Below are 22,415 nucleotides of genomic sequence, written 5' to 3'. Positions count from 1 at the left end.
CCTGCAGCACGGTTGCGGGGCTTTTTCACGTTTGCAGCAGGAAGCCGAGGAACAGGCACCCGATCAGCTTTCCCCGGCAAGCAGTTGAAATACTACCGAATTGCGAAAAAAATCCCGCCGCGCCCTTGCAAGCCCTTGATTGCGGCGCCATCTGCACGCTTCATAGCCGCGCGATGCCGGCTGCCGCCGTTGCCGTGACCAAGCGAAATCGTTTGCCTTGGCCGCGGTCTATGTTATAGGCGGCCCGTATCCACGCTGGTATTTCCTAGCGGAAACGCCGCACTGTCCCCGCCTGCCGGGGGCTACACCGCCCGCTCCGGGCAACAACCACGCCGCCCGCACGGGCAAGGGCAGAACTGGGCAGAGTGCCCTGAAAGACGAGGAATAGACATGAGCGACGTCGCAGACCGCGTAAAAAAGATCGTTGTTGAGCACCTGGGTGTAGAAGAAGACAAGGTCACCGAAAACGCTTCCTTCATCGACGATCTGGGCGCAGACAGCCTGGACACCGTGGAGCTGGTGATGGCGTTTGAAGAAGAGTTCGGCATCGAGATCCCGGACGACGCAGCCGAAACCATCCAGACCTTCGGCGACGCGGTCAAATTCATCTCCGAAGCGTCCTAAGCCACGCTTCCGGAGAACCGGACCTGGCGGCGTCTTCCCATCGGGGAAGGCGCCGTTTTTCGTTTGTCCGGCAGGGTTCTGATTCCCATTTTACCAGAAATATTGCGGGGTGCTTGTTTGCGCTATCAAGCGGCGGCCCGGCCGCGCCGCAATTGTTCCATAAATCGTCATGATACGGCGTTCCGGCGGCGTCGTTCCGTGCTAATCTCTTCGTAAGAGGCAAAACTTAGGAGATAGGCATCATGATGATTTACCCCACTATGGAGATTCAGAACGGCCGCTGCGTGAGCCTCGAAAAGGGCCGCCTGGATGAGCCGATGATCTGGCATGTGGATCCGGTGGAAACCGCCAAGGGCTTTGCGGCCGCCGGGGCGGAATGGATGCATGTGACCGATTTCAACGCGATTGAAGGCGATCACTGCAATGAGGAGCTGATCAGCGACATCATCCGCGGTGCCGGCATTCCAGTGCAGCTGGGCGGCGGCATCCGCTCGCGCGAGCATGCCGAGCATTGGATCGACAAAGGCGCAGGGCGCGTCGTGATCGGCACTCTGGCCGCGCGCGATCCGCAGCTGGTTCAGGAACTGGCCAAACACCACCCGGACCAGATCGTGCTGGCCGTGGATGTGTACCAGGGCCAGGTGATGACCGATGGCTGGCGCCAGTCCGGCGCAATCTCTCCCGAGGACTTTATCGCGGCGTTTGATTCCGCGCCGCTGGCGGGAATCATTGTCACCGATATCGACAGCGATATGTCGGATCTCGAAGCCCAGCTTGGCCTGATTTCCGCCCTCGCGGAAAAAGCGCGCACGCCGGTGATCGCCAATGGCGTTGTGCGCAGTTCGGATGACGTTTCGCGCCTGAAATACGTCTATAACATTTCCGGAGCGATGGTTGGCCGGGCGCTGTTCCGCAAAACCGTGACGGTCGAAGAAGTGCTGGAAGTGGCCCGGCCCGAGGCTGAGCCGGTGGCAGAGTTCCAATAAAACAAACGCCTGCGGATTTTGGTTCGCAGGCGTTTCCGCTCACGTTGCGTCCCCCGCTTGGGGCGCGCGGTACCTAAGGCGGGGATCCGGAAGGCTGGCAGCATGTTGCGAATTCATGCTTGGGTGGCCGCGGGTTCCTGCTGCTCCTCAACCGCCTTATTTGAGTTGAGCAAGGCTTTCAGGTCGGCACGAAGCAGTTTTGCTTTGAATTTGACGCCGAAGCAATCGGCGTTTTGCCAAAGAATCTGCGCGTCAAAGGACGCTACGCCGGGCACCGAGACGCATACATCCTCTTTGATTTTGAACTGCGGTTCCTGGGACTGTTCCAAAACCCGGATTTTTGCGCCCACCCGGCTGATGTCCACAATTTTTGCAGGGTACCGGCGTTGGTTGCAGTGCAAGGTGCAAGGCCGCGCGCAATGGTAACGGCGTGTCAGCCGCAGGCGTTTGCGCTTGACCCTCTCTGCTAAAAACAGACCAGCGGCGCCGAGAAGCAAGGTTAGGAGAATACTGGCAATGGCCGTCGTTCGCCGGAACGGCAGCAATTGACCAAGGCCTGCCTTTGCCTGGCCGGTTTGCAACTCTTTTGGTGCGAAATCGCAAGGCAAGGGAATGACTTGGCTGGAGAACTCCTCTAGCAAGACCTGTGCGCCAAGCCGTCTCGCACTGATTTCCGCCCGTTCCCGTCCATGGAGCCGGTAAACTTCGAGCAGGCCTTTTTGTTGTGTGATCAGCCTCATGGTAATCGGTTCATAGGCGCCCATGCCCGCCCGCCGCATGCGCATGCGCATGCGCAGCGGAACGGTGGGGTGGTCCTGCATCCAGTGGCGAAGCTGCCTGGCCTGTCCATCTTCTTGGCCGGATTGCAAAAACTCCAGGAATTGGCGCATTTCATGCTGCATGAATGTAAGATCTGATTGCAGCATGCAGGTTGCCCTGGAAGTCGCAGCGGCCATGCCGGCACTGCCGCAGACCACAGCCGGGGCAATAGATAATGCGATAATCAATGGCCAGTGTTTCAATACAGGATCCTTCCGGTCATAGGAGGAAGCGCAGTCGCGGTGTTGGATGTAATAGAACCGCTAAATGGATAATCGGATACCGTTAACACCCGCTATGCGGGTGAGAAATTCATCGTAAAACCGGTAACCCCGTCCGGGGTTGCACATCATGGCTTGTGACACTGGCCAGTGACTCTGGCTTTGGAACTGAAGGGGCCTGCAATGCGCGTGCCGATTGGCTGGGCGGTGCGGGACACGTCAGGTTTGTGCGTCTTTTCCAGGCGGGTGCATTTGGAATGGTCGTTGAATGGCACAGTTTCCGTGCTGGTCCCGCCGGATCGCACAGCCGGCACGCCGAGGCCGTTAAGCCCCGAGCCGCACCTCTTCGCGCAGGCCGTCGCCCTGAAGCGGAAAGGCCTCCAGCAGACGGTGCAATTGCATGAAGTTGAAGTCCTTGGAGAATTGCACGCCGCAATAGCCGGCGGTTTGCCAGCGGACCTGGGCCTCCATGGTATAGCCGCCGAAATTAAGGGTCACCCGCCCTGAGATTTCGCAGGGGCTGTCGGGGCGCACCTTGGCACCAGCGCGGCTCAGATCGACCAGGTGGGCCTGGACGGTCCGGCCGCCCGCCTGCAAAACGCAGGGAACCGCGCAGGGATAGCGTTTGGTGCGGCGGATTTTGCGGATGCCGATCCGGTCCAGGAAATACAGTGCACTGCCGCCCAGAACCAGAAAGGACAGCCAGGCAATTGCGGCATTTCTGATCTGCTGCTGCTGTCGCGCGTCAGAGGCGGCCACAGCAACCAGCTTGCTGCCGTTTCCGCTTTCCTTCACTTGGTCGCAGGGCAAAGCTTCGACACGGGTTCCGAATTCAGACGCCAGCACCGGGGTTCCCAAATGACGCGCGGTTTCCAACGCGGCGGCCCGGCCCTGGCTGGAGAGGATTTTCAGCAGGACCTGCTGCTGCTTCAAAAGCTCCTCCATGCTGACAGCGGCGGATTGAATGCCGACCGCTTTCATCCGCTGCCGCATCGGCGCGGGCGGGTTTGTGCTGATCCAGCTGCGCAGATGCTGCACATAGAATGCACTCTGACCAGTGTTGAGGTAGGAGAGGAACCCCTTTGAGGCCCGGTGCAAGTTCGACAAATCCTGATGCACAGCGCAGCTTGCAACTGCGCGCTCCGGCAGCAGGCCAATCACCAGTAGAAGTACAGTTGTCGGGAGCCATTGGCGCATGGCGGGGTCGTTCCTTTATGCCTTTGGACTGAAAGAATGGCGTAAAAATGCAAATGTGCCGTTAACGCCGACGGCTTTTCGGGGCAGTCAAGAGCGCAGGAACGACGGCACAGGCAGCCGCCGCAGTGATGTTCCGGAGGCCAGGGACGCCTCGAAGCTTGAGTACCGGCGGCCTTTGCTTTGAGTTTCCCCAAAGGCGGAATATTGCCGGTCTCTGGCGGCTGGACGGCACCCGGATCTGAACCGCGGCTGGCAAGGGCGGGAAAAACAGAATGAACCCGGCGGAGCAGGGACGCCAGTTAAGTCAGGGCACAGATGGCCGGTGAAGCGGGCACAAGCAATGTGCTGTCAGGATAGCGGGAAGAAAAAGACGGGCTGGAGGCAAAATGGCCCAGACCTCCAGCCCGGTTTTGGCAATCCACGAGGACGGGTGCCAAGTTCTGTTATCATCGTAATATCAACCTAGAGGGTATTTGTTAATAAAAAATTCCACCCCCGCAATTCTTCCGTAAAACGCACATTGCGCATGGCGGCACTGCAGATCAGCCCGCTCTTGCACCCAGCCGCCTTTCCAAGCTATTTGAACGGACGGATTGCCGAGGCAAAGGAGAGCAAGGAATGCGTCGAGTAGTTGTCACCGGTCTGGGCCTGGTTACCCCGCTGGCCAGCGGAGTCGAAGAAACCTGGTCCCGGTTGCTGGACGGCCAGTCGGGCGCGGGTCCGATCACCCAGTTTGACGCCGAAGCCAGCGGTGTAACCACCACCTATGCCTGTGAGGTTCCGCGCGGTGATGGCTCCGAGGGGACCTTTAACGCGGATGACTGGGTCATCAAGAAAGATCAGAAGAAGATTGACGACTTCATTCTCTATGGTATCGCTGCTGCCGACATGGCGGTGCGCGACGCCGGCTGGACGCCCGAGGATGAGGAAAGCCGTCTGCGCACCGGCGTGATGATCGGCTCTGGCATCGGCGGTCTTTCCTCCATCGCCGACACCGCTGTGATGATCAAGGAGAAGGGCCCGCGCCGCGTGTCGCCGTTCTTTATTCCAGGCGCACTGATCAACCTGATCTCCGGCCAGGTCTCGATCCGCTTTGGCTTCAAGGGCCCGAACCATTCGGTTGTGACTGCCTGCTCGACCGGCGCCCACGCCATCGGCGACGCGGCGCGGCTGATCAAATCCGGCGATGCCGACGTGATGATTGCAGGCGGCGCCGAGGCGGCGATCTGCGAGATCGGTATCGCCGGCTTCAACGCCTGCAAGGCGCTGTCCACCAAACGCGCCGACGACCCCAAAGCGGCTTCGCGCCCCTATGACGCCGACCGCGACGGGTTCGTGATGGGCGAGGGCGCCGGCATCGTGGTTCTGGAAGATTATGAGCACGCCAAAGCCCGCGGCGCCAAGATCTATGCCGAGGTGCTGGGTTACGGCTTGTCGGGCGACGCCTACCACATCACCGCGCCGTCCGAGGACGGCGAAGGCGGCGAACGCTCGATGAAGGCCGCCCTGGCGAACGCCGGGCTGGAGCCTTCGGCGATCGACTATATCAATGCCCACGGCACCTCGACCATGGCTGACACTATCGAACTGGGCGCCGTGGAGCGCCTGCTGGGTGATCACGCCGCCAATGTTACCATGTCCTCGACCAAATCGGCCACCGGCCACCTTTTGGGGGCCGCCGGCGCGATTGAGGCGATCTTCTCAATCCTGGCGATCCGCGATCAGATTGCTCCGCCGACCATCAATCTGGACAACCCGGCCGTTGAGACCCCGATTGACCTGGCCCCCAACGCCAAACGGCCGCGCAAGGTTGAAGTGGCGCTGTCGAACTCCTTTGGCTTTGGCGGCACCAACGCCTCGGTGATCTTCGGAAAGGCCGGCTGATGTGGCGCAGCCTCGCCTCCAACATGCTGACAGTGCTCATTGCGGCTTTGTTTCTGCTGGGCGGCCTGATCCTATGGGGCAAATCGCAATACACCGCTGAAGGGCCGCTGGAGACAGCGATCTGCCTGCGGGTCGAGCGGGGCTCGAACATGGCACGGGTGAGCCGCGACCTGGAAACCCAGGGCGCGGTTGCCTCCGCTGCCATCTTCCGCCTCGGCGCCAAATACAGCGAGAAAACCGGCCAGCTGAAGGCCGGCAGCTTCCTGGTGGAGCCGGGCTCCTCGATGGAGCGGATCATCGACGGGATCACCCATTCCGGCGCCTCAACCTGCGGCACCGAGATTGTCTACCGTATCGGCGTGACCCGTACCCAGGCCGAGGTGCGCGAGCTGGACCCGGCCACCAGCAAGTTTGTGGAAAAGGCGGAATTCATCCTCGGAGAGGATGAGGTGCCCGCGGCATACACCGAGACCCGCCAGGAGGCCGACACCCGTTACCGGATTGCGCTGGCCGAAGGCGTGACCAGCTGGCAGGTGGTTGAGGCGCTGAAGGCCATGGACGTGCTGGATGGCGACCCGGGCGAACGCCCCGCCGAGGGTCTGCTGGCGCCTGACAGCTATGAGGTCACCCCCGGCACAGACCGTGCCGCCGTTCTGGCTGAGATGCAGGAGCACCAGCAGCTGCGCATCAACGCCGCCTGGGAAAGCCGGTCCGCAGACGCCGCGGTCGGCAGCCCCGAAGAAATGCTGGTCCTTGCCTCGATCATCGAGAAGGAAACCGGTGTCGCTTCCGAACGCGGTGTGGTCTCCTCGGTCTTCACCAACCGCCTGAACCGCGGCATGCGGCTGCAGACGGATCCGACTGTGATTTACGGCGTCACCAAGGGCGAGGGAACCCTGGGCAGGGGCCTGCGCCAAAGCGAGCTGCGCAAGGCCACGCCCTGGAACACCTATGTGATCGAAGGCCTGCCGCCGACCCCGATCGCCAATCCTGGCATGAAAAGCCTGGAAGCCGCGGTGAACCCTGAGGCCACCGATTATGTGTTTTTTGTTGCTGATGGCACAGGCGGCCACGCCTTTGCCGAGACCCTGGACGAACACAACCGCAACGTTGCAAAATGGCGCGAGATCGAAGCCCAGCAGCAAAACAACTGAGGCTGAGGCTCGCAGACCGTTTATGGAAAGGGCGCCTTTGGGGCGCCCTTTTTGATGACAGGCCCAGGAACGGCCCGTATGGGCAGGCTGGTGTCAAGTATAGATGCAGATGTAGAAATTGGTCCCGCTCTGGTAGCCGCCGCACTTGTCATAGAATTCAATGGTTGCCTTGACGGTTTTTCCAGCCAGAGAGCCGAACTGCGAGCTCAGATCCACCGGTTGCATCGGCGTCACCACGCCGGAACAGCCGTTGCTGTAGTCATGCGAATATGTAGCGGTGTTCTCCGGATCGCTTTGATCCGTCATGGTCAGTTTGACCACATCGTCAACGGAGGTCTGGCCCTCGCCTCTGCGGCCGCCTGACATCACGATTGTGGCGTTTGCCGGAATGTTCACATAGTGGAGTGTGGCATCATAAAAGATCTTTCCGGCATCCCCCGGGACAGGTGTCGACTCCTGCGCGGTGGCAATCTGGTAATTGGTCCAACCCATGTGCGGTTCCTCGTTATCAAAAATGATGTTGCTGCACGGTGCTGTGCAGGCTTGACGTTACAATCTAAGATTGCATTTCGGAAAGAGTGTTTTTGCGGAAGATGCGCATTATTTGAATTGCCTCGGTTCTATAGCCGCCCATCTCTGTATTCCCCTTTTTCAATGGCTTGGATGGTCTGTTCAAAAAGCGCAGCACCAACAGCGCCGGCCGCAGCCTGTTGCGGCCCCACCGTGCGCTGCTGCTCATGCAATTCTTGACAGCCACAGGTAAATCGTGTATAGGTTGAGCTGCAGCTGGAAGAAACATGGACGGCCCCGGACCCCTCCGACGGTGGCCGCCGCTCTTTCTCTTGTGCGGACAAAAACGCATGAGGCAGACAATTTCATGACAGATCATCCAACAGACCAGGATAGCGCCGCCGTTCTGACACGGCAGGTGCATTACACCGCCGATCTCCTGCGATCCCTGCAGGACAGCATCCACCGCCTGCGCAACGAGGCGGAAGAGCTGCGCGAACAGCTCGACGCACAAGGCGCCGACGAAGCGGCCGGCGCCAAAAGCCAGATCAGCAAACTGGAACAGCTGATCCGCGATTGCCAGAAAGTGGAGAGACTCCTTGCAGAACAATGCACCGAATTCGCCCGCATGCTCAAATCCGAACATGAACTCGATCTCGATGCGGCGCGCGCAGCTGTCGAGCGCGGACTTACTAGCCTGCGCGCCGCCCTCGCTCCAGAACTGGTTCTTGAATGAGCTGGACCGCAAGTCGCTCTGCGCGCTGCCGCATCTTTTTGACATCTGGGCGCTGGATCACCAGCGCCCGCCGCCGGGGGGCTGGCGCGCCTGGGTGATCCTGGGCGGCCGCGGCGCAGGCAAGACACGGGCAGGGGCCGAATGGATCCGCTCGCTCGCCGAAGGGCCTTGCCCGCATGATCCCGGCACCGCAAGGCGCATCGCACTGGTGGCGGAAACCTACGACCAGGTGCGCGATGTGATGATACATGGCGACAGCGGCATCCTGGCCTGTTCGCCGCCCGACCGCCGCCCCAAGTGGAAAGCGTCCGAGCGCAAGCTGGTCTGGCCCAACGGGGCGGAGGCGCAGGCGTTTTCCGCCCACGACCCGGAGGCCCTGCGCGGTCCCCAGTTCGATGCTGCCTGGGCAGATGAGCTGGCCAAATGGAAAAAGGGGCAGGAGAGCTGGGACATGCTGCAGTTTGCCCTGCGGCTGGGCCAGGACCCGCGGGTCTGCGTCACCACCACGCCGCGCAATGCGCCGGTGCTGAAACGGCTGCTGGCCTCGCCCAGTACCGTCCAGACCCACGCCGCGACCGAAGCCAACCGCGCCAATCTTGCACCGTCGTTCCTGGTGGAAGTGCGCGCGCGCTATGCAGGCACCCGGCTGGGCCGGCAGGAGCTGGACGGGGTGATGCTGGCCGATGTACAGGGCGCGCTCTGGACCACTGCGGCGCTGGCTGATGCGCAAGTGGCAGAGGCGCCGCCGCTTGACAGGGTCGTGGTCGCCGTCGACCCGGCGGTCAGCGCAGGTAAAGGGTCCGACGCTTGCGGGATTGTGGTGGTCGGCGCCGTCACCCAAGGCCCGCCGCAGGACTGGTGCGCCTATGTTCTGGCGGATTGCACCGTGCAGGGCGTGGGTCCGCTGGCCTGGGCACAGGCCGCAATTGCCGCCCGCGATGCCCATGGCGCCGACCGGGTGGTGGCCGAAGTCAACCAGGGCGGCGCGTTGGTGGAAACCGTGCTGCGCCAGGCCGATCCGCTGGTGCCGTTCCGGGCGCTGCACGCAAGAAAAGGCAAATCGGCCCGCGCCGAACCCGCCGCGGCGCTCTATGAACAGGGCCGCGTCAAACATCTGCCGGGGCTGGGAGGCCTGGAGGACCAGATGTGCCTGATGACACCCCAAGGCTACCGCGGCAGCGGCTCACCGGACCGGCTGGATGCACTGGTCTGGGCCTTGCATGAGTTGATCATTCATCCGGCGGCGAAACTGAAGCTGCCGCAGGTGCGGGTCTTGTAGACACAGCCCGGCCTCGGGCTGGGGAACCGCAAAATGGAAGCTCGGAGATGGCAGCGTGCAACGCTGCCATTTTCAATTTTTACAATGGCTTACGGTCAGGTGTTGCGCCCCCTGCGTACGCACCGCTGGCCAAATCTTCAGGCCTGTCTGCCATTAATGGTCCTCAGCAAAGGCGCAACAGCCCCACCGGCACCGGCGCCACAATCAGCAACCATGAGGAGCGGACAATGGTCTTTGACCTGCTGCGGCGCAACAAGCCCGAACCCCCGGAAACCGCCCTGGAACAGAAGGCCAGCCAGACCGCCCGCGTGGTCTCCTGGCAGGGCGCAGGCCGCACCGCCTGGAGCCCGCGCGACAGTGTATCGCTGACCTGCAGCGGCTTTGCCGGCAATCCGGTCGGCCATCGGGTGATCCGCATGATCGCCGAGGCCGCCGCCGCGGTGCCGCTGGTGCTGCAGGACAGCCGCCAGCGCTATGACAGCCACCCCTGGCAGGCACTGCTGGTGCGCCCCAACCCCGCCCAGACCCAGGCCGAACTGCTGGAGGCGCTTTATGGCCACCTGCTCTTGTTCGGCAATGCCTACATCGAGGCGGTGGCAGCAGAGGACGGCATCCCGGCAGAGCTGCATGTGCTGCGCTCAGACCGGATGAACGTGGTGCCGGGGCCGGACGGCTGGCCTGCGGGTTTTGACTATGTGGTGGGCGGGCGCAAGCACCGCTTTGCCAACGACCCCGCCCAATCCCCGATCTGCCATATCAAGAGCTTCCATCCCCAGGATGACCACTATGGCCTGTCATCGCTGCAATCCGCGGCCATGGCGATTGACGTGCACAACGCCGCCTCCCGCTGGTCCAAGGCGCTCTTGGACAACGCAGCCCGTCCTTCCGGTGCGCTGATCTGGAAGGGTTCCGATGGCCATGGCCGCATGTCCGACGAACAATTCCGCGTCCTGAGCGACGAGATTCAATCAAACTTTCAGGGCGCCAAGAATGCCGGCCGCCCGATGGTGCTGGAGGGCGGGCTGGACTGGAAACCGATGGGCTTCTCGCCCTCCGACATGGAATTCCAAAAGACCAAGGATACCGCCGCCCGCGAGATTGCACTGGCCTTCGGGGTGCCGCCGATGCTGCTCGGCATTCCGGGCGATGCGACCTATGCCAATTACCAGGAGGCCCATCGCGCCTTCTACCGGCTGACCGTGCTGCCCTTGGTCTCCAAGGTCACCGCAGCCCTGGCTGATTGGCTGACCGGCTGGACCGGCGAAGTCCTAACCCTGAAACCCGACCTTGATCAATTGCCCGCCTTGGCGGCCGAGCGCGAGGCGCAGTGGCGCCGGGTTGCCGCCGCGGATTTCCTCACGCCCGCGGAAAAGCGGCAGCTGCTGGGGTTGCCCGCACAAGCCCCGGGCGAATGCCAGGCTGAGGGCGGGCAGGCGGAGGGCGGACAGGATGACTGAGCACCCGATGCACGCCTTCGATTGTTCACCGGGATTGCGCCTGTCCGCCCATGAGAGGGTAGCCCAGATCCAGAACGAGGCGGTGAACCGTCGCCTCGACCGGATCGAACAGATGATGGAGCGGCTGGAAAAACGTCTCTGGCTCACCGTTTACGGTGTCGCCGCGGTGATCCTGGCGCAGGCCTTTCAATCCTTCTTGACGGTTCAATTGCCGTAACAACAACAACTTGCGAGGCAAATATCATGCAGGGACCACCCCGGCTTGAACATAAATTCGCACGCTTCGGCGAGGATCTCTCGCTGAAGGACGCAACAGAAATCAGCGGCTACGCCAGCCTGTTCGGCCAGACCGATCAGGGCGGCGATGTGGTGGTGCTCGGCGCCTATACCGCGTCCCTCAAGGCGCTTCAGGATCAGGGCCGCACAGTCAAGATGCTGTGGCAGCACGACCCGGCGCAACCCATCGGCGTCTGGGACGAGGTGCGCGAGGACAAGCGCGGGCTTTACGTCAAGGGCCGCATCCTGACCGCCACCCCCAAGGGCGCCGAAGCCGCCGCGTTGATCGGGGCCGGCGCGATTGACGGGCTGTCAATCGGCTACCGCACCGTGAAATCCACCCGCGGCCAGGACGGCACCCGAAACCTGACCCAGGTGGAGCTGTGGGAGGTGTCGCTGGTCACCTTCCCGATGCTGCCCGCGGCGCGGGTGGCGGGTAAATCCACCGGCCTGGATGCGGAGGCCGAGGCGCTGCGCGCACTGGCAACCGGCCTGCGCCAGATCACCAGTGACCTCAAGGCAGGACAATGACCATGAACAACCCAGACCACCCCGGCGCCACCGGGGATACAGCGCCCCTGGCGCATGAAGTGAAACAGGCTGTCACCGGCTTTCTTCATGAATTCAAGGGGTTTCAGAACGACGTGCAATCAAGGCTGAAACAGGCAGAAGAGCGAGTGAACATGCTGGACCGTAAGACAATCTCACAGAGCCGTCCCCATCTGGCAGCCAGCCAGGACGCGGGTGCGCCGCATCAAAAGGCGTTCAACGCCTATCTGCGCAGCGGCGATGACGACGGCCTGCGCGGCCTCGAACTGGAAGGCAAGGCAATGTCCACCGCCGTGGGCAGCGACGGCGGCTATCTGGTCGACCCGCAGACCTCGGAAACCGTCAAGGCGGTGCTGAACGCCTCCGCCTCGATCCGCGCCGTGGCCTCGGTGGTGCATGTGGAGGCCTCGTCTTATGACGTGCTGATCGACCACAGCGAAATGGGCGCCGGCTGGGCCAATGAAACCGGCCCGGCGGCGGAAACCTCCACCGGCAATATCGACCGCATCTCGATCCCGCTGCATGAACTGAGCGCTTTGCCCAAGGCGTCGCAGCGGCTGCTGGACGACAGCGCCTTTGATATCGAGGGCTGGCTGGCCGGCCGCATCGCCGACAAGTTTTCCCGCTCGGAGGCCGACGCCTTCATCAACGGCGACGGTGTCGACAAGCCCCGCGGCTTCCTCGACTACACCGTGTCCGAGAACGACAGCTGGAGCTGGGGCAACCTCGGCTACAAGGCGACTGGCGTGGACGGTGAAATTGGCAACGGTGACGCGATCATCGACCTGGTCTATGCGCTGGGGGCGGAATACCGCGCCAACGCCACCTTCATTCTGAACTCCAAGACCGCAGGAATGCTCAGGAAACTGAAAGACGCCGACGGCCGCTTCCTGTGGTCCGATGGGCTGGCCGCAGGTGAACCTGCGCGGCTGATGGGCTACCCGGTGCTGATCGCCGAGGACATGCCGGATCCGGCCGCCAACAGCTTTTCCATCGCCTTCGGCGACTTCCGCGCCGGTTACACGATCGCCGAACGCCCGGACCTGCGTGTGCTGCGCGACCCGTTCAGTGCCAAGCCGCATGTGCTGTTCTACGCGACCAAGCGTGTCGGCGGCGACGTCAGCGATTTTGCCGCGATCAAGCTGATGAAATTCGGCGCGAGCTAACGCTTTGCGCTGATGGCGGACCGGCAGACCGGTCCGCCGGCGGGCATGCACCCCACAGTCCTTTGCCGTCCAGCTGCTCCCCTCCGTCCGAGCGGCAAGGGATGGTGCATGCCCGCCGAACCCCACCCGGACAGCAGATCAGGGCCGCAACAGGGGAAGGCCCGCAGGAGTAAGATGATGATGCTGAGCGAAGTGACACCCGTGCCCGAGGCCGCCCTGCCGCTGGCCCAGTTCAAGGCGCATCTGCGTCTGGGCACCGGCTTTGGCGAGGACAGCCTGCAGGACGAGGTGCTGTTTGGCTTTCTGCGCGCCGCCCTGGCTGCAATTGAGGCAAGGACCGGCAAGGCGCTGATTGCACGCGAGTTTGAACTGGAAATCCGCCACTGGCGCGACCGAGTGCAGATGATCCTGCCCATCGCCCCTGTGCAGGCGGTATCCGGGGTTGTGATGCGCGACGCAGGCGGCACCGAAACCGTTCTGGACGCCACTCTTTATCACCTGGAGCGCGACAGCCAGCGCCGGCGCCTGCGTCCGGCCGGCAGCCTGCTGCCCGCAATCCCGGCAGGCGGTCTGGTGCGGATTTCCCTGCAGGCCGGCATGGCCGCGGATTGGGGCGGCTTACCCGCCGATTTGGGCCAGGCAGTGATGCTGCTGGCTGCGCATTACTACGAATACCGGGCCGACACCGGGCTGCATGGCGGCTGCATGCCGTTTGGCGTCACCAGCCTGATCGAACGCTACCGCAGCCTGCGGCTGACCTTGGGAGGCCTGGCATGAAGCGCCCCCCGAAACTCACCCGCAAGCTGGTGCTGGAAGACCCCCAGCGCAGCTCCGACGGCGCCGGCGGTTTTACGGAAACCTGGGTGGCGCTTGGCACCCTCTGGGCTGAAGTGAAGCCCCTGAGCGGCCGCCTGAGCGGCGATGGCCTGTCTTTGCAGAAATACCGGATCACCCTGCGTGCCGCACCTGAAGGTTTTGCATCCCGCCCGCGTCCGGACCAGCGTTTCCGCGACATCAACAGGCTGTACCGCATTGATGCAGTTGCGGAATCTGATCCGGACGCCCGCTGCCTCACCTGTTTTGCGGTTGAGGAGGTGAGCGGATGACTTATGCCATCGCTGGCGGGCTGCAATCCGCTGTCTACACCCATCTGACCGGAGACGCGGGCCTGACCGCGCTGGTCGGCAGCGCCATCTATGACGCCATCCCCGCAGGCCCCTTGCCGCAGACCTATGTGGCGCTGGGGTCGGAGGAGGTGCTGGACCGTTCCGACAAGTCCGCGGGCGGCGCCGAGCATCGGTTCTTCATCACCGTCACCACCGACACCGCCGGTTTTGCCGGCGCCAAGGCCACCGCCGCAGCCGTCTGCGACGCGCTCGTTGGTGCCTCGGTGCCGCTTACCCGCGGCCAGCTCACGGGCCTCTGGTTCGACCGGGCCAAGGCCGAACGGCTGAATACCGGCGGCAGGCAGATCACCCTGCGCTTCAGGGCGCGGGTGGATGACGTCTGAACCTTACATTCTTTGTGAAACCAGTTGAAATACATGGAGAAACCCCATGACAGTTCAAAACGGCAAGGACCTCTTGGTCAAAGTGGACATGAACGGCGCAGGCCTGTTTGAAACCATCGCCGGCCTGCGCGCCACGCGGATCAGCTTCAACGCCGAAAGCGTCGATGTGACCAGCCTCGAAAGCCAGGGCGGCTGGCGCGAGCTGCTGGCAGGCGCTGGGGTGCGTTCGGCCAGTATTTCCGGCTCCGGCATCTTCCGGGACGAGGCGACCGACGAACGCGCCCGGCAGTTGTTTTTTGAAGGCCTCACGCCCGAGTTCCAGGTGATCATCCCCGACTTCGGCATCGTGCAGGGGCCGTTCCAGGTCACCGCGCTGGAATATGCCGGCAGCCACAACGGCGAGGCGACCTATGAGCTGTCGCTCGCCAGCGCCGGCCAGCTCAGCTTTGCGGCGGTCTGACCATGGTGAATCCGCAGGCAGGCGAGGCGGAATTGCTGGTAAACGGAACTCCTTACGCGCTGAAGTTGACCCTTGGCGCACTGGCAGGCCTTGAGACCGCGCTGGAGGAAGGCACGCTGGTCGATCTGGTTCAGCGGTTCGAACAGGGCCGGTTTTCCGCCCGCGATGTGCTGGCACTCTTGGCAGCCGGTTTGCAGGGCGGTGGTCATTCCATCAGCCATGGCGATCTGGCATCCGCCAGTATCACCGGCGGCCCGATGCAGGCGGCGCGGGTGGCGGCGGAACTTTTGGTGCGCAGCTTTGCCGTGCCGGAGAGCAAATGACCGCGCTCGACTGGCCCGCCCTGATGCGCGCCGGGATGGCGGGGCTGAAACTGCTGCCGCGCGACTTCTGGCAACTGACCCCTGCGGAACTGCGGCTGATGCTGGGTGAGGCCGCTGCAACCCAGCCCCTGGACCGGGACCGATTGGCAGCCCTGATGCAGGACTTCCCCGACATCCCCGGCCCACAGGAAAAGGAGACAACAGATGACTGACTCATCCTCGATGGCAGAACTGGAATTGCAGGGCGATGCTTTGGGAGAAGCGCTGGACGGTGCCTCCGCAATGGCCTCGGCCTTTGCAGAAGTGCTGGGGCGGGTGAAGGAGGGTTTCTCCGAGACCGGCCGTGACGCCCAGATTCTGGACCGAAGCCTTTCCAAGGGGTTGCGGCGCGCTTTTGACGGGCTGGTGTTTGATGGCGACAACCTGTCGGAGTCGATGGATACACTCGCGCGCTCGATGATCCGCACCACCTATAACGCCGCGATGAAGCCGGTGACGAACCGCATGGGAGGGCTGATTTCAGACGGTTTCGGCAGCCTGATCGGCAGCATCCTGCCCTTCGCCAACGGGGCAGCCTTCAGCCAGGGCAAGGTGATGCCCTTTGCCAAGGGCGGCGTCGTTACCGGACCCACAACTTTTCCGATGCGCGGCGGGACCGGGCTGATGGGCGAGGCCGGGCCGGAGGCGATCCTGCCGCTGACCCGCGGCGCTGATGGCTCGCTTGGCGTCCGCAGCCAGGGCGGCGGCGCTGTCAATGTGGTGATGAATGTCTCCACCCCCGACGTCAAAGGCTTTGAACGCAGCCGCAGCCAGATCGCAGCACAGCTGTCCCGCGCGCTGAACCGCGGCGGGCGCAACCGTTAAATACGGAGGGTAAACAAATGAATTTCCATGAAGTCCGCTTTCCTGCCTCGCTCAGTTTCGGCTCCGTTGGCGGTCCGGAACGCCGCACCGATGTAGTGACGCTCGCCAACGGGTTTGAAGAACGCAACACCCCCTGGGCGCACTCCCGCCGCCGCTATGATGCCGGGCTTGGTTTGCGCGCGCTGGAGGATATCGAGGTGCTGATTGCCTTCTTCGAGGCGCGTCAGGGGCAGCTTTACGGCTTCCGCTGGAAGGACTGGAGCGATTACAAATCCGCCCGGCCCAGCGCCGCGGTGGCGTTTGACGATCAGGAAATTGCAACGGGCGATGGCAGCACCGTAACGTTCCAGCTGATGAAGACCTACCGCTCCGGTGAATTCACCTATCAGCGCCCGATTTCGAAACCTGTGGCGGGCAGCGTGCGGGTGGGCATCGAACAGGATGAGCTGCGCGAGAGCGTCGATTACGACCTCGACACCGCCACCGGCCTGATCACCCTGGCGCACCCGCCGGAGGTTGGTCTCAGCATCAATGCCGGGTTCGAATTCGACGTGCCGGTGCGGTTTGATACCGCCAGCATCCAGACCAGCGTGGCGTCGTTCCAGGCCGGAGAGGCACCAGCGGTGCCGGTGGTGGAGGTGCGGGTATGAGTAGTCTTTCCAAGGAGTTGCAGAACCATCTTCAGTCAGGCATCACAACTGTCTGCCGCTGTTGGGCCTTGGAACGGCGCGATGGAACCGTGCTGGGCTTCACTGATCACGACTGCGTGCTGTCGTTTGATGGCGTCGACTTTCAGCCCGGCAGCGGGTTGACCGCGCGGGCGGTGCAACAGGCCACTGGCCTCTCGGTCGACAACACCGAGGCGCTGGGGGTGCTGAGCGACGCTGCCGTGCGCGAGGAGGATATCGAGGCAGGCCGCTTTGACGGCGCCGAGGTGCGCTGCTGGCTGGTCAACTGGCAGGATGTCTCGATGCGCTGGCTGCAGTTCCGCGGCTCCATCGGCGAGATCCGCCGCGCGGGCGGCGCTTTTGAGGCAGAGCTGCGCGGGCTGACCGAGACGCTGAACCAGCCGCTGGGGCGGATCTATCAGAAGCCCTGCACGGCGGTGCTGGGCGATACCGCCTGCCGGTTTGACATGCAGACGCCGGGTTATGCCGTGGAACTGGATGCTGAAAGCGTGGAACGCAATGAAGTGTTCCGCTGGGAGGCATTGCCGGGGTTTGAGCCGGATTGGTTCACCGGCGGGCGGCTGTCGGTGCTGAGCGGTCCGGCTGCGGGATTGTGGGCCGCCGTGAAGGCGGATCAAGCCAAGGCCGACGGGCGCCGGATCACCCTGTGGGAACCGATCCGCGCGGCAGTGGCGCCGGGTGACACGGTCCGGCTGGAGGCCGGTTGCGACAGACGCATGGAGACCTGCCGGCTGAAGTTCAATAACCTGCTGAATTTCCAGGGCTTCCCCGATATTCCGGGCGAGGACTGGGTGATGGCGGTGCCGCGCCAGTCCGGTATGAACACCGGCGGGAGCAGGCGATGATCCGGGTGGTGACAGCGGCGCGGGGCTGGATCGGCACGCCCTATGTGCATCAGGCCTGCTGCCAGGGGGCGGGCTGCGACTGCCTGGGCCTGATCCGGGGCCTGTGGCGGGAGCTGTACGGGTCCGAACCCGAAGCGCCGCCTGCCTATACGATGGACTGGTCGGAACCGCAGGGGGCCGAGGCACTGTGGCAGGCCGCGGCGCGGCATCTGGTGGCAAAGCCGCTGGAGGAAGCAGCTGCAGGAGATGTGATCCTGTTCCGGATGCGCGAGGGATCGGTGGCCAAGCATCTGGGGGTGCAGTCCGAAACTAGCATTCAAACCGGCGAGGGCAGCGTCCGGCCACGGCTGGGCGAGAAGCGCCAGCCGTCATCCACTGACGGGACGGGGGCGGACGGACGCTGCCTGGCCTTCGGCCAGGCGGGACAGGCAAGCGATGGCCCCGCCTTTATCCACGCCTATGCCGGCCACGGGGTTGTCGAAAGCCCGCTGAGTCCGCCCTGGCAGCGCCGCATCGTGGCGCGGTTTCACTTCCCGAAGGAGCTGATCTGATGGCAACCATTCTTATTTCTGCCGCGGGTGCTGCGATTGGCGGCACCATTGGCGGCACCGTGGCGGGGCTGTCCTCGGCAGTGATTGGCCGCGCGGTCGGCGCTACCCTGGGCCGGATGATTGACGAGCGGCTGCTGGGCAGCGGTGCCGATCCGGTGGAGACCGGCAAAGTTGACCGCTTCCGCCTGACCCAGGCCAGCGAGGGTGCGCCCATGACGCAGGTCTATGGCCGGATGCGGCTGGGCGGGCAGGTGATCTGGACCTCGCGGTTTCTGGAAACCTCCCAGACCAGCGGCGGCGGTGGCAAGGGACGTCCCAGCCAGCCGCAGGTGACGAGCTACAGCTATTCCGTCTCATTGGCGGTTGCGCTGTGCGAGGGCGAGGTGGCCCATGTCGCCCGCGTTTGGGCCGATGGCGAAGAAGTGGCGCCGAAGGATTTGAACATGACCGTTTATAGCGGCACCGCGGACCAGCTGCCCGACCCGGTGATGGAGGCGATTGAGGGGCCGGGGCAGGTGCCCGCCTACCGCGGCACCGCTTATGTGGTGATGGAAAACCTGGACCTTGCGCGTTTTGGCAACCGGGTGCCGCAGTTTTCATTTGATGTTCTGCGCCCCGAACAACCAGCCAGCAGCACCCATGCTCTGGACCTGGGCCAGCTGGTGCAAGGGGTGGCGCTGATGCCTGGCACCGGTGAGTACGCGCTGGCCGCGGATGTGGTGCAATACTCCGGCGGGCCCGGGGATGCCAAGCCGGCCAATGAGCATACGCCCTCGGGTCTCAGCGACCTCAAGACCTCGCTGAACGCCTTGGAGGCGGAGCTGCCGGCCTGCGGTGCGGCTTCCTTGATTGTGTCGTGGTTTGGTGGCGATCTGCGGTGCGGGGACTGCACGCTGAAGCCCAAGGTGGAACATAAGGATGCCGAAGGAAACATGGCTTGGTCCGTCAGCGGCGTCACCCGCGCGGCGGCAGAGGAGGTTTTGAAGGAAGACGGCGAGCCGCTTTATGGCGGCACCCCGGCGGATGCCTCGGTGATCCAGTCGATCCAAGAGATGCAGGGCCGCGGCCTGCGGGTGATGTTTTATCCGTTCATCCTGATGGATCAGGCAGAGGGCAACGTGCTGCCCGATCCCTGGACCGGCGGTGCCAGCCAGCCGCATCTGCCCTGGCGCGGACGGATTACGTTGTCAGCTGCTCCCGGGCAGGCCGGTTCCCCCGATGGCACCGCTGCAGCGGAGGCGGAGGTCGCGGCGTTCTTTGGTACAGTCACCGCAGCGGATTTCACCGTGGGAGACGGCAGCGTGGCCTATACGGGGCCGGACGAGTGGAGCCTCAGCCGCTTCATCCTGCACAATGCTGCACTTTGTGCAGCGGCGGGCGGGGTTGAGGCCTTCTGCATCAGCTCCGAGATGCGGGCGCTGACGCAGATCCGCGGCGCCAGCGGTTTTCCCGCGGTTCAGATGCTGAAGGCACTTGCAGCTGAGGTGCGCGCGCTTCTGGGGGCGGGGACCAAGATCGGCTATGCCGCCGACTGGTCGGAATACTGGGGGTATAAGTCGCCGGAGGGCGACCGCTATTTCCATCTGGACCCGCTGTGGGCGGATGAAAACATCGACTTCATCGGCATCGACAATTACATGCCGCTGTCCGACTGGCGTGAAGGTGAGGATCACCTGGACGCGCAATCCGGCGTGCCGGCGATCTATGACCCCGAATACCTCAGCAGCAATGTCGAGGGCGGCGAGGGGTTTGACTGGTATTACCACTCCTCCGAAGCCCGCGAAGCGCAGATCCGCACCCCGATCACCGATGGTGCGCATGATGAACCTTGGGTCTGGCGCTATAAGGATATCCGCAGCTGGTGGATGAATGACCACCATCAGCGTATCGGCGGGGTGCGGCAGGCGGTGCCGACAGAGTGGGTGCCGCAGTCTAAGCCCATCTGGTTCACCGAGCTTGGCTGCGCCGCCATCGACAAGGGCACCAATCAGCCCAACAAGTTTCTGGACCCGAAAAGCTCGGAATCGAAACTGCCGCGTTATTCCAACGGGTTGCGGGACGATCTGATGCAGATTTCCTATCTGCGGGCGTTTCTGGGCCATTGGGGCGAAGCGGCAAACAATCCGCTGTCAGAGGAATACGGAGGGCGGATGCTGGATATGTCCAACGCCTATGTCTGGGCCTGGGACGCGCGGCCGTTTCCGGTCTTTCCCAGCCGGATCGAGATCTGGAACGACGGCGAAAATTACCTGCGCGGCCATTGGCTGAACGGGCGCGCCGGGCAGCGCACGCTGGCCTCTGTGGTGGAGGAAGTGTGCCACAGGGCAGGGCTTTACGACATTGATGTTACCGGGCTTTACGGCGTGGTGCATGGGTATGTGAACCCGGATGTCGCGGACGCCCGCGCGGTGCTGCAACCCTTGATGCTGAGGCACGGGTTTGACGCGGTGGAACGCGACGGGGTTCTGATGTTCCGGATGCGCAAGGGCAGCGGGGCCAAGGCGCTGAAGCTGGAGCATCTGGCCGAGAGCGAGGAAATGGACGGCAGCCTGGAGCTGGCCCGTGCCGGCGAGGCGGAGCTGGCGGGCCGGGTGCGGCTGCGGTTCACCGAATTGGGCGGCGATCATGCGGCCGGATCGGTTGAGGCGGTGCTGCCGGATGAGGCGACACATAGCGTCAGCCAGAATGAGCTGCCGCTGGCGCTGACCCGGGCCGAGGCGCGTCAGGTGGTCAGCCGCTGGCTGGCAGAGGCGCGGATTTCGCGCGATGCGGCGCGGTTCTCGCTGCCGCCCTCGATGCTGCATCTGGGGGCGGGGGATGTGGTCTCCCTGCCGGTGGAAAACGGCGAACAGCTGTACCGCATTGACCGGGTGGAACAGGCCGAGGCGCAGATGGTCGAAGCGGTTCGGATCGAACCCGGCGTCTACGATCTGGCCGCAGTGGCCGAGGAGCTGCCGGGGGTCAATGCCTTTGCCGCCCCCGGGCCGGTGCTGCCCCTGTTCATGGATCTGCCGCTGATGCGCGGCGATGAGGTGCCGCATGCGCCGCATCTGGCGCTGACCGCGGCGGCCTGGCCCGGCAGCGTTGCGGTCTACGGCTCCGGGGCGGATGAGAATTACGCGCTGGAGCAGGTGATTGCCGCGCGGCAGGTGGTCGGCGTCACGGAAACGCCGCTGTTTGCCGCCGGGGCCGGGCGCTGGGATCTGGGCGCGGATCTGCAGGTGAAGCTGATCTCCGGTTCCTTGGAAAGCCGCACGGCGGAGGCGGTGCTGAACGGCGCCAATGCCGCTGCGATCGGCGATGGCACATCCGGCAATTGGGAGCTGTTCCAGTTCCGCGAGGCGGAGCTGATCGCGCCGCAGACCTATTTGCTGCGGGGCCGTTTGCGCGGCCAGCAGGGCAGTGATGCGCTGATGCCTGAGGTCTGGCCTGCGGGATCTTTTGTGGTGCTGCTGGATGGCACGCCGATGCAGATGGAGCTGGCGCCGGAACAGCGGCGCCAGCTGCGGCACTACCGGATCGGGCCCGCACGGCGGGCGCTGGAGGATCCGTCTTATCTGCACCGGCAGGAGAGTTTTGAGGGCATTGGTCTGCGCCCCTATGCGCCGGTGCATCTGCGCCTTGGCGGGGGGCTTGGCAGTGACTTGAGAGCGACGTGGATCCGCCGCACAAGGATCGAGGGCGACAGCTGGGAGCTGGAGGAGGTGCCACTGGGTGAAGAGAGCGAATCCTACCGCATCCGGGTGATGCGCGGGTCCACGGTGCTGCGGGAGGCAACCTCTGCCACGCCGGAATGGGCCTATCCGGCGGTGTCGCAGGCCGAAGATGGCGCGCAGGCGGGGGATGTGCTGGAAGCGGCGCAGCGGTCGGCGCGGTTCGGCGCCGGACCGGCGGCGCGGGTTTTGCTGGGATGATACACCCGGTGCTGCCCGGAGATGTGTCGGCGGTGGCGCGCGCCTTGCTGGCGGTTCGGGATGCGGACCGCCTGCGCCTGTGCCGTAGGATCTTTGGCGGTGCGTCGGAGGCAGCGGCTTATACGGGGCTGACAGGCCGCCTGCACCCGCGCTGGGGCGACGGGAGTTTGAGTGCCGCGGCACGAAGGTTTGATCTGGCCTCTGAGCCGTTTCTGGATGATCCGGTCTATCTCAACTGCTCCCGGCTGGTGCTGCGGGAACTGGCGCGGCATCTCCGTATCGCAGGAGTGGCTCCCGCCCGCTGATCCGTGCAGGAAACCTGCCCGGCCAGCCGTTGGGCGCAGCGCCGCCTGCCGGCGGCGCGGGTGCGCGCGCCCTGGCAGACTGGCGGGGTCAAGGAG

General features: G+C 63.8%; 25 protein-coding genes. 22 read left to right on the top strand and 3 right to left on the bottom strand.

All coding sequences use genetic code 11. The features are described 5' to 3' along the window. Positions 1 to 390 precede the first annotated feature (390 nt). Positions 391 to 624 carry an acyl carrier protein gene (locus tag AQUI_RS0120110; protein WP_005982462.1) on the top strand — a complete coding sequence of 78 codons (234 nt, stop codon included), beginning with the start codon at positions 391 to 393 and terminating at the stop codon, positions 622 to 624. A 242-nt stretch (positions 625 to 866) separates the two neighbouring features. Then, positions 867 to 1,610 (top strand): 1-(5-phosphoribosyl)-5-[(5-phosphoribosylamino)methylideneamino]imidazole-4-carboxamide isomerase, encoded by a 744-nt coding sequence (locus AQUI_RS0120105; protein WP_027259116.1) that lies wholly within the window; start codon positions 867 to 869, stop codon positions 1,608 to 1,610. 113 nt (positions 1,611 to 1,723) lie between these two features. Here the strand turns inward: AQUI_RS0120105 and AQUI_RS0120100 are convergent, their stop codons facing one another. Both AQUI_RS0120100 and AQUI_RS0120095 read right to left on the bottom strand, forming a co-directional pair. Then, positions 1,724 to 2,632 (bottom strand): PilZ domain-containing protein, encoded by a 909-nt coding sequence (locus tag AQUI_RS0120100; protein WP_156916882.1) that lies wholly within the window; start codon positions 2,630 to 2,632, stop codon positions 1,724 to 1,726. 342 nt (positions 2,633 to 2,974) lie between these two features. Next, on the bottom strand, positions 2,975 to 3,847 hold the full coding sequence (locus AQUI_RS0120095; protein ID WP_027259114.1) for a PilZ domain-containing protein: 873 nt from the start codon (positions 3,845 to 3,847) through the stop codon (positions 2,975 to 2,977). Between the two features lie 618 nt (positions 3,848 to 4,465). Here AQUI_RS0120095 and fabF point away from each other — a divergent pair. After that, positions 4,466 to 5,731, top strand: a complete 1,266-nt coding sequence (gene fabF, locus AQUI_RS0120090; RefSeq protein WP_027259113.1) for a beta-ketoacyl-ACP synthase II — start codon at positions 4,466 to 4,468, stop codon at positions 5,729 to 5,731. Further along, the gene (gene mltG / locus AQUI_RS0120085; protein ID WP_027259112.1) at positions 5,731 to 6,885 is read left to right on the top strand and encodes an endolytic transglycosylase MltG; all 1,155 of its coding nucleotides are present in this window, start codon (positions 5,731 to 5,733) and stop codon (positions 6,883 to 6,885) included. The genes fabF and mltG overlap by 1 nt, the downstream gene beginning before the upstream one ends. Positions 6,886 to 6,978: 93 nt before the next feature. Here mltG and AQUI_RS0120080 read toward each other — a convergent pair whose 3' ends face one another. Continuing rightward, complete coding sequence (locus AQUI_RS0120080; protein ID WP_027259111.1) at positions 6,979 to 7,377, bottom strand: hypothetical protein; 399 nt, start codon at positions 7,375 to 7,377, stop codon at positions 6,979 to 6,981. 331 nt (positions 7,378 to 7,708) lie between these two features. On the opposite strand from AQUI_RS0120080, the gene AQUI_RS0120070 reads away from it, so the two are divergent. The 18 genes from AQUI_RS0120070 (at position 7,709) to AQUI_RS0119985 (ending at position 22,319) form a co-directional block, all read left to right on the top strand. Next, positions 7,709 to 8,131, top strand: a complete 423-nt coding sequence (locus AQUI_RS0120070; RefSeq protein ID WP_051371942.1) for a hypothetical protein — start codon at positions 7,709 to 7,711, stop codon at positions 8,129 to 8,131. Continuing rightward, the gene (locus AQUI_RS0120065; RefSeq protein WP_027259108.1) at positions 8,124 to 9,410 is read left to right on the top strand and encodes a DNA-packaging protein; all 1,287 of its coding nucleotides are present in this window, start codon (positions 8,124 to 8,126) and stop codon (positions 9,408 to 9,410) included. Before AQUI_RS0120070 ends, AQUI_RS0120065 begins: the two co-directional genes overlap by 8 nt. A 227-nt stretch (positions 9,411 to 9,637) precedes the next feature. Next, positions 9,638 to 10,867: a phage portal protein gene (locus AQUI_RS0120060; protein ID WP_027259107.1), complete on the top strand. Its 1,230-nt coding sequence runs from the start codon at positions 9,638 to 9,640 to the stop codon at positions 10,865 to 10,867. Beyond that, entirely contained in the window at positions 10,860 to 11,084 is a 225-nt protein-coding gene (locus tag AQUI_RS0120055) for a GTA head formation protein, RCAP_rcc01685 family (RefSeq protein ID WP_027259106.1), read from the top strand. The genes AQUI_RS0120060 and AQUI_RS0120055 overlap by 8 nt, the downstream gene beginning before the upstream one ends. A gap of 26 nt (positions 11,085 to 11,110) precedes the next feature. Beyond that, the gene (locus tag AQUI_RS0120050) at positions 11,111 to 11,674 is read left to right on the top strand and encodes an HK97 family phage prohead protease (RefSeq protein WP_027259105.1); all 564 of its coding nucleotides are present in this window, start codon (positions 11,111 to 11,113) and stop codon (positions 11,672 to 11,674) included. A 2-nt stretch (positions 11,675 to 11,676) separates the two neighbouring features. Next, positions 11,677 to 12,858, top strand: a complete 1,182-nt coding sequence (locus tag AQUI_RS0120045; RefSeq protein ID WP_027259104.1) for a phage major capsid protein — start codon at positions 11,677 to 11,679, stop codon at positions 12,856 to 12,858. A gap of 177 nt (positions 12,859 to 13,035) precedes the next feature. Then, entirely contained in the window at positions 13,036 to 13,635 is a 600-nt protein-coding gene (locus tag AQUI_RS0120040; protein ID WP_027259103.1) for a head-tail connector protein, read from the top strand. Further along, positions 13,632 to 13,964 (top strand): head-tail adaptor protein, encoded by a 333-nt coding sequence (locus AQUI_RS0120035; RefSeq protein ID WP_027259102.1) that lies wholly within the window; start codon positions 13,632 to 13,634, stop codon positions 13,962 to 13,964. Before AQUI_RS0120040 ends, AQUI_RS0120035 begins: the two co-directional genes overlap by 4 nt. Next, positions 13,961 to 14,368 (top strand): DUF3168 domain-containing protein, encoded by a 408-nt coding sequence (locus AQUI_RS0120030; RefSeq protein WP_027259101.1) that lies wholly within the window; start codon positions 13,961 to 13,963, stop codon positions 14,366 to 14,368. Before AQUI_RS0120035 ends, AQUI_RS0120030 begins: the two co-directional genes overlap by 4 nt. A 46-nt stretch (positions 14,369 to 14,414) precedes the next feature. Next, positions 14,415 to 14,828, top strand: coding sequence for a phage major tail protein, TP901-1 family (locus tag AQUI_RS0120025; RefSeq protein ID WP_027259100.1), 414 nt, complete (start codon positions 14,415 to 14,417; stop codon positions 14,826 to 14,828). Between the two features lie 2 nt (positions 14,829 to 14,830). Then, positions 14,831 to 15,151: a gene transfer agent family protein gene (locus tag AQUI_RS0120020; protein ID WP_027259099.1), complete on the top strand. Its 321-nt coding sequence runs from the start codon at positions 14,831 to 14,833 to the stop codon at positions 15,149 to 15,151. Continuing rightward, positions 15,148 to 15,363, top strand: a complete 216-nt coding sequence (locus AQUI_RS0120015) for a rcc01693 family protein (RefSeq protein WP_027259098.1) — start codon at positions 15,148 to 15,150, stop codon at positions 15,361 to 15,363. The genes AQUI_RS0120020 and AQUI_RS0120015 overlap by 4 nt, the downstream gene beginning before the upstream one ends. After that, entirely contained in the window at positions 15,356 to 16,015 is a 660-nt protein-coding gene (locus tag AQUI_RS0120010; protein ID WP_027259097.1) for a phage tail tape measure protein, read from the top strand. Before AQUI_RS0120015 ends, AQUI_RS0120010 begins: the two co-directional genes overlap by 8 nt. Positions 16,016 to 16,032: 17 nt before the next feature. Beyond that, complete coding sequence (locus tag AQUI_RS0120005) at positions 16,033 to 16,665, top strand: DUF2460 domain-containing protein (RefSeq protein WP_027259096.1); 633 nt, start codon at positions 16,033 to 16,035, stop codon at positions 16,663 to 16,665. Next, positions 16,662 to 17,549 (top strand): DUF2163 domain-containing protein, encoded by an 888-nt coding sequence (locus AQUI_RS0120000; protein ID WP_027259095.1) that lies wholly within the window; start codon positions 16,662 to 16,664, stop codon positions 17,547 to 17,549. The genes AQUI_RS0120005 and AQUI_RS0120000 overlap by 4 nt, the downstream gene beginning before the upstream one ends. After that, positions 17,546 to 18,100 (top strand): C40 family peptidase, encoded by a 555-nt coding sequence (locus AQUI_RS0119995; protein ID WP_027259094.1) that lies wholly within the window; start codon positions 17,546 to 17,548, stop codon positions 18,098 to 18,100. The genes AQUI_RS0120000 and AQUI_RS0119995 overlap by 4 nt, the downstream gene beginning before the upstream one ends. Further along, on the top strand, positions 18,100 to 22,014 hold the full coding sequence (locus AQUI_RS0119990) for a baseplate multidomain protein megatron (RefSeq protein WP_027259093.1): 3,915 nt from the start codon (positions 18,100 to 18,102) through the stop codon (positions 22,012 to 22,014). Before AQUI_RS0119995 ends, AQUI_RS0119990 begins: the two co-directional genes overlap by 1 nt. Next, on the top strand, positions 22,011 to 22,319 hold the full coding sequence (locus tag AQUI_RS0119985; protein ID WP_027259092.1) for a DUF7742 family protein: 309 nt from the start codon (positions 22,011 to 22,013) through the stop codon (positions 22,317 to 22,319). Before AQUI_RS0119990 ends, AQUI_RS0119985 begins: the two co-directional genes overlap by 4 nt. The last annotated feature ends 96 nt before the right edge of the window (positions 22,320 to 22,415 follow it).

Origin of the sequence: Leisingera aquimarina DSM 24565 (genome assembly GCF_000473165.1) — a bacterium.
Lineage (GTDB): Bacteria > Pseudomonadota > Alphaproteobacteria > Rhodobacterales > Rhodobacteraceae > Leisingera > Leisingera aquimarina.
The sequence above is the reverse complement of the archived record's forward strand: the minus strand, read 5'-3'. Positions and strand labels throughout refer to the sequence as shown.

Coding starts and splice junctions, on each gene's coding strand:
- AQUI_RS0120110 (WP_005982462.1), top strand. CDS start 391: ATGAGCGACGTCGCAGACCGCGTAAAAAAGATCGTTGTTGAGCACCTG.
- AQUI_RS0120105 (WP_027259116.1), top strand. CDS start 867: ATGATGATTTACCCCACTATGGAGATTCAGAACGGCCGCTGCGTGAGC.
- AQUI_RS0120095 (WP_027259114.1), bottom strand. CDS start 3,847: ATGCGCCAATGGCTCCCGACAACTGTACTTCTACTGGTGATTGGCCTG.
- fabF (WP_027259113.1), top strand. CDS start 4,466: ATGCGTCGAGTAGTTGTCACCGGTCTGGGCCTGGTTACCCCGCTGGCC.
- mltG (WP_027259112.1), top strand. CDS start 5,731: ATGTGGCGCAGCCTCGCCTCCAACATGCTGACAGTGCTCATTGCGGCT.
- AQUI_RS0120080 (WP_027259111.1), bottom strand. CDS start 7,377: ATGGGTTGGACCAATTACCAGATTGCCACCGCGCAGGAGTCGACACCT.
- AQUI_RS0120060 (WP_027259107.1), top strand. CDS start 9,638: ATGGTCTTTGACCTGCTGCGGCGCAACAAGCCCGAACCCCCGGAAACC.
- AQUI_RS0120055 (WP_027259106.1), top strand. CDS start 10,860: ATGACTGAGCACCCGATGCACGCCTTCGATTGTTCACCGGGATTGCGC.
- AQUI_RS0120050 (WP_027259105.1), top strand. CDS start 11,111: ATGCAGGGACCACCCCGGCTTGAACATAAATTCGCACGCTTCGGCGAG.
- AQUI_RS0120045 (WP_027259104.1), top strand. CDS start 11,677: ATGAACAACCCAGACCACCCCGGCGCCACCGGGGATACAGCGCCCCTG.
- AQUI_RS0120040 (WP_027259103.1), top strand. CDS start 13,036: ATGATGCTGAGCGAAGTGACACCCGTGCCCGAGGCCGCCCTGCCGCTG.
- AQUI_RS0120035 (WP_027259102.1), top strand. CDS start 13,632: ATGAAGCGCCCCCCGAAACTCACCCGCAAGCTGGTGCTGGAAGACCCC.
- AQUI_RS0120030 (WP_027259101.1), top strand. CDS start 13,961: ATGACTTATGCCATCGCTGGCGGGCTGCAATCCGCTGTCTACACCCAT.
- AQUI_RS0120025 (WP_027259100.1), top strand. CDS start 14,415: ATGACAGTTCAAAACGGCAAGGACCTCTTGGTCAAAGTGGACATGAAC.
- AQUI_RS0120020 (WP_027259099.1), top strand. CDS start 14,831: ATGGTGAATCCGCAGGCAGGCGAGGCGGAATTGCTGGTAAACGGAACT.
- AQUI_RS0120015 (WP_027259098.1), top strand. CDS start 15,148: ATGACCGCGCTCGACTGGCCCGCCCTGATGCGCGCCGGGATGGCGGGG.
- AQUI_RS0120010 (WP_027259097.1), top strand. CDS start 15,356: ATGACTGACTCATCCTCGATGGCAGAACTGGAATTGCAGGGCGATGCT.
- AQUI_RS0120005 (WP_027259096.1), top strand. CDS start 16,033: ATGAATTTCCATGAAGTCCGCTTTCCTGCCTCGCTCAGTTTCGGCTCC.
- AQUI_RS0120000 (WP_027259095.1), top strand. CDS start 16,662: ATGAGTAGTCTTTCCAAGGAGTTGCAGAACCATCTTCAGTCAGGCATC.
- AQUI_RS0119995 (WP_027259094.1), top strand. CDS start 17,546: ATGATCCGGGTGGTGACAGCGGCGCGGGGCTGGATCGGCACGCCCTAT.
- AQUI_RS0119990 (WP_027259093.1), top strand. CDS start 18,100: ATGGCAACCATTCTTATTTCTGCCGCGGGTGCTGCGATTGGCGGCACC.
- AQUI_RS0119985 (WP_027259092.1), top strand. CDS start 22,011: ATGATACACCCGGTGCTGCCCGGAGATGTGTCGGCGGTGGCGCGCGCC.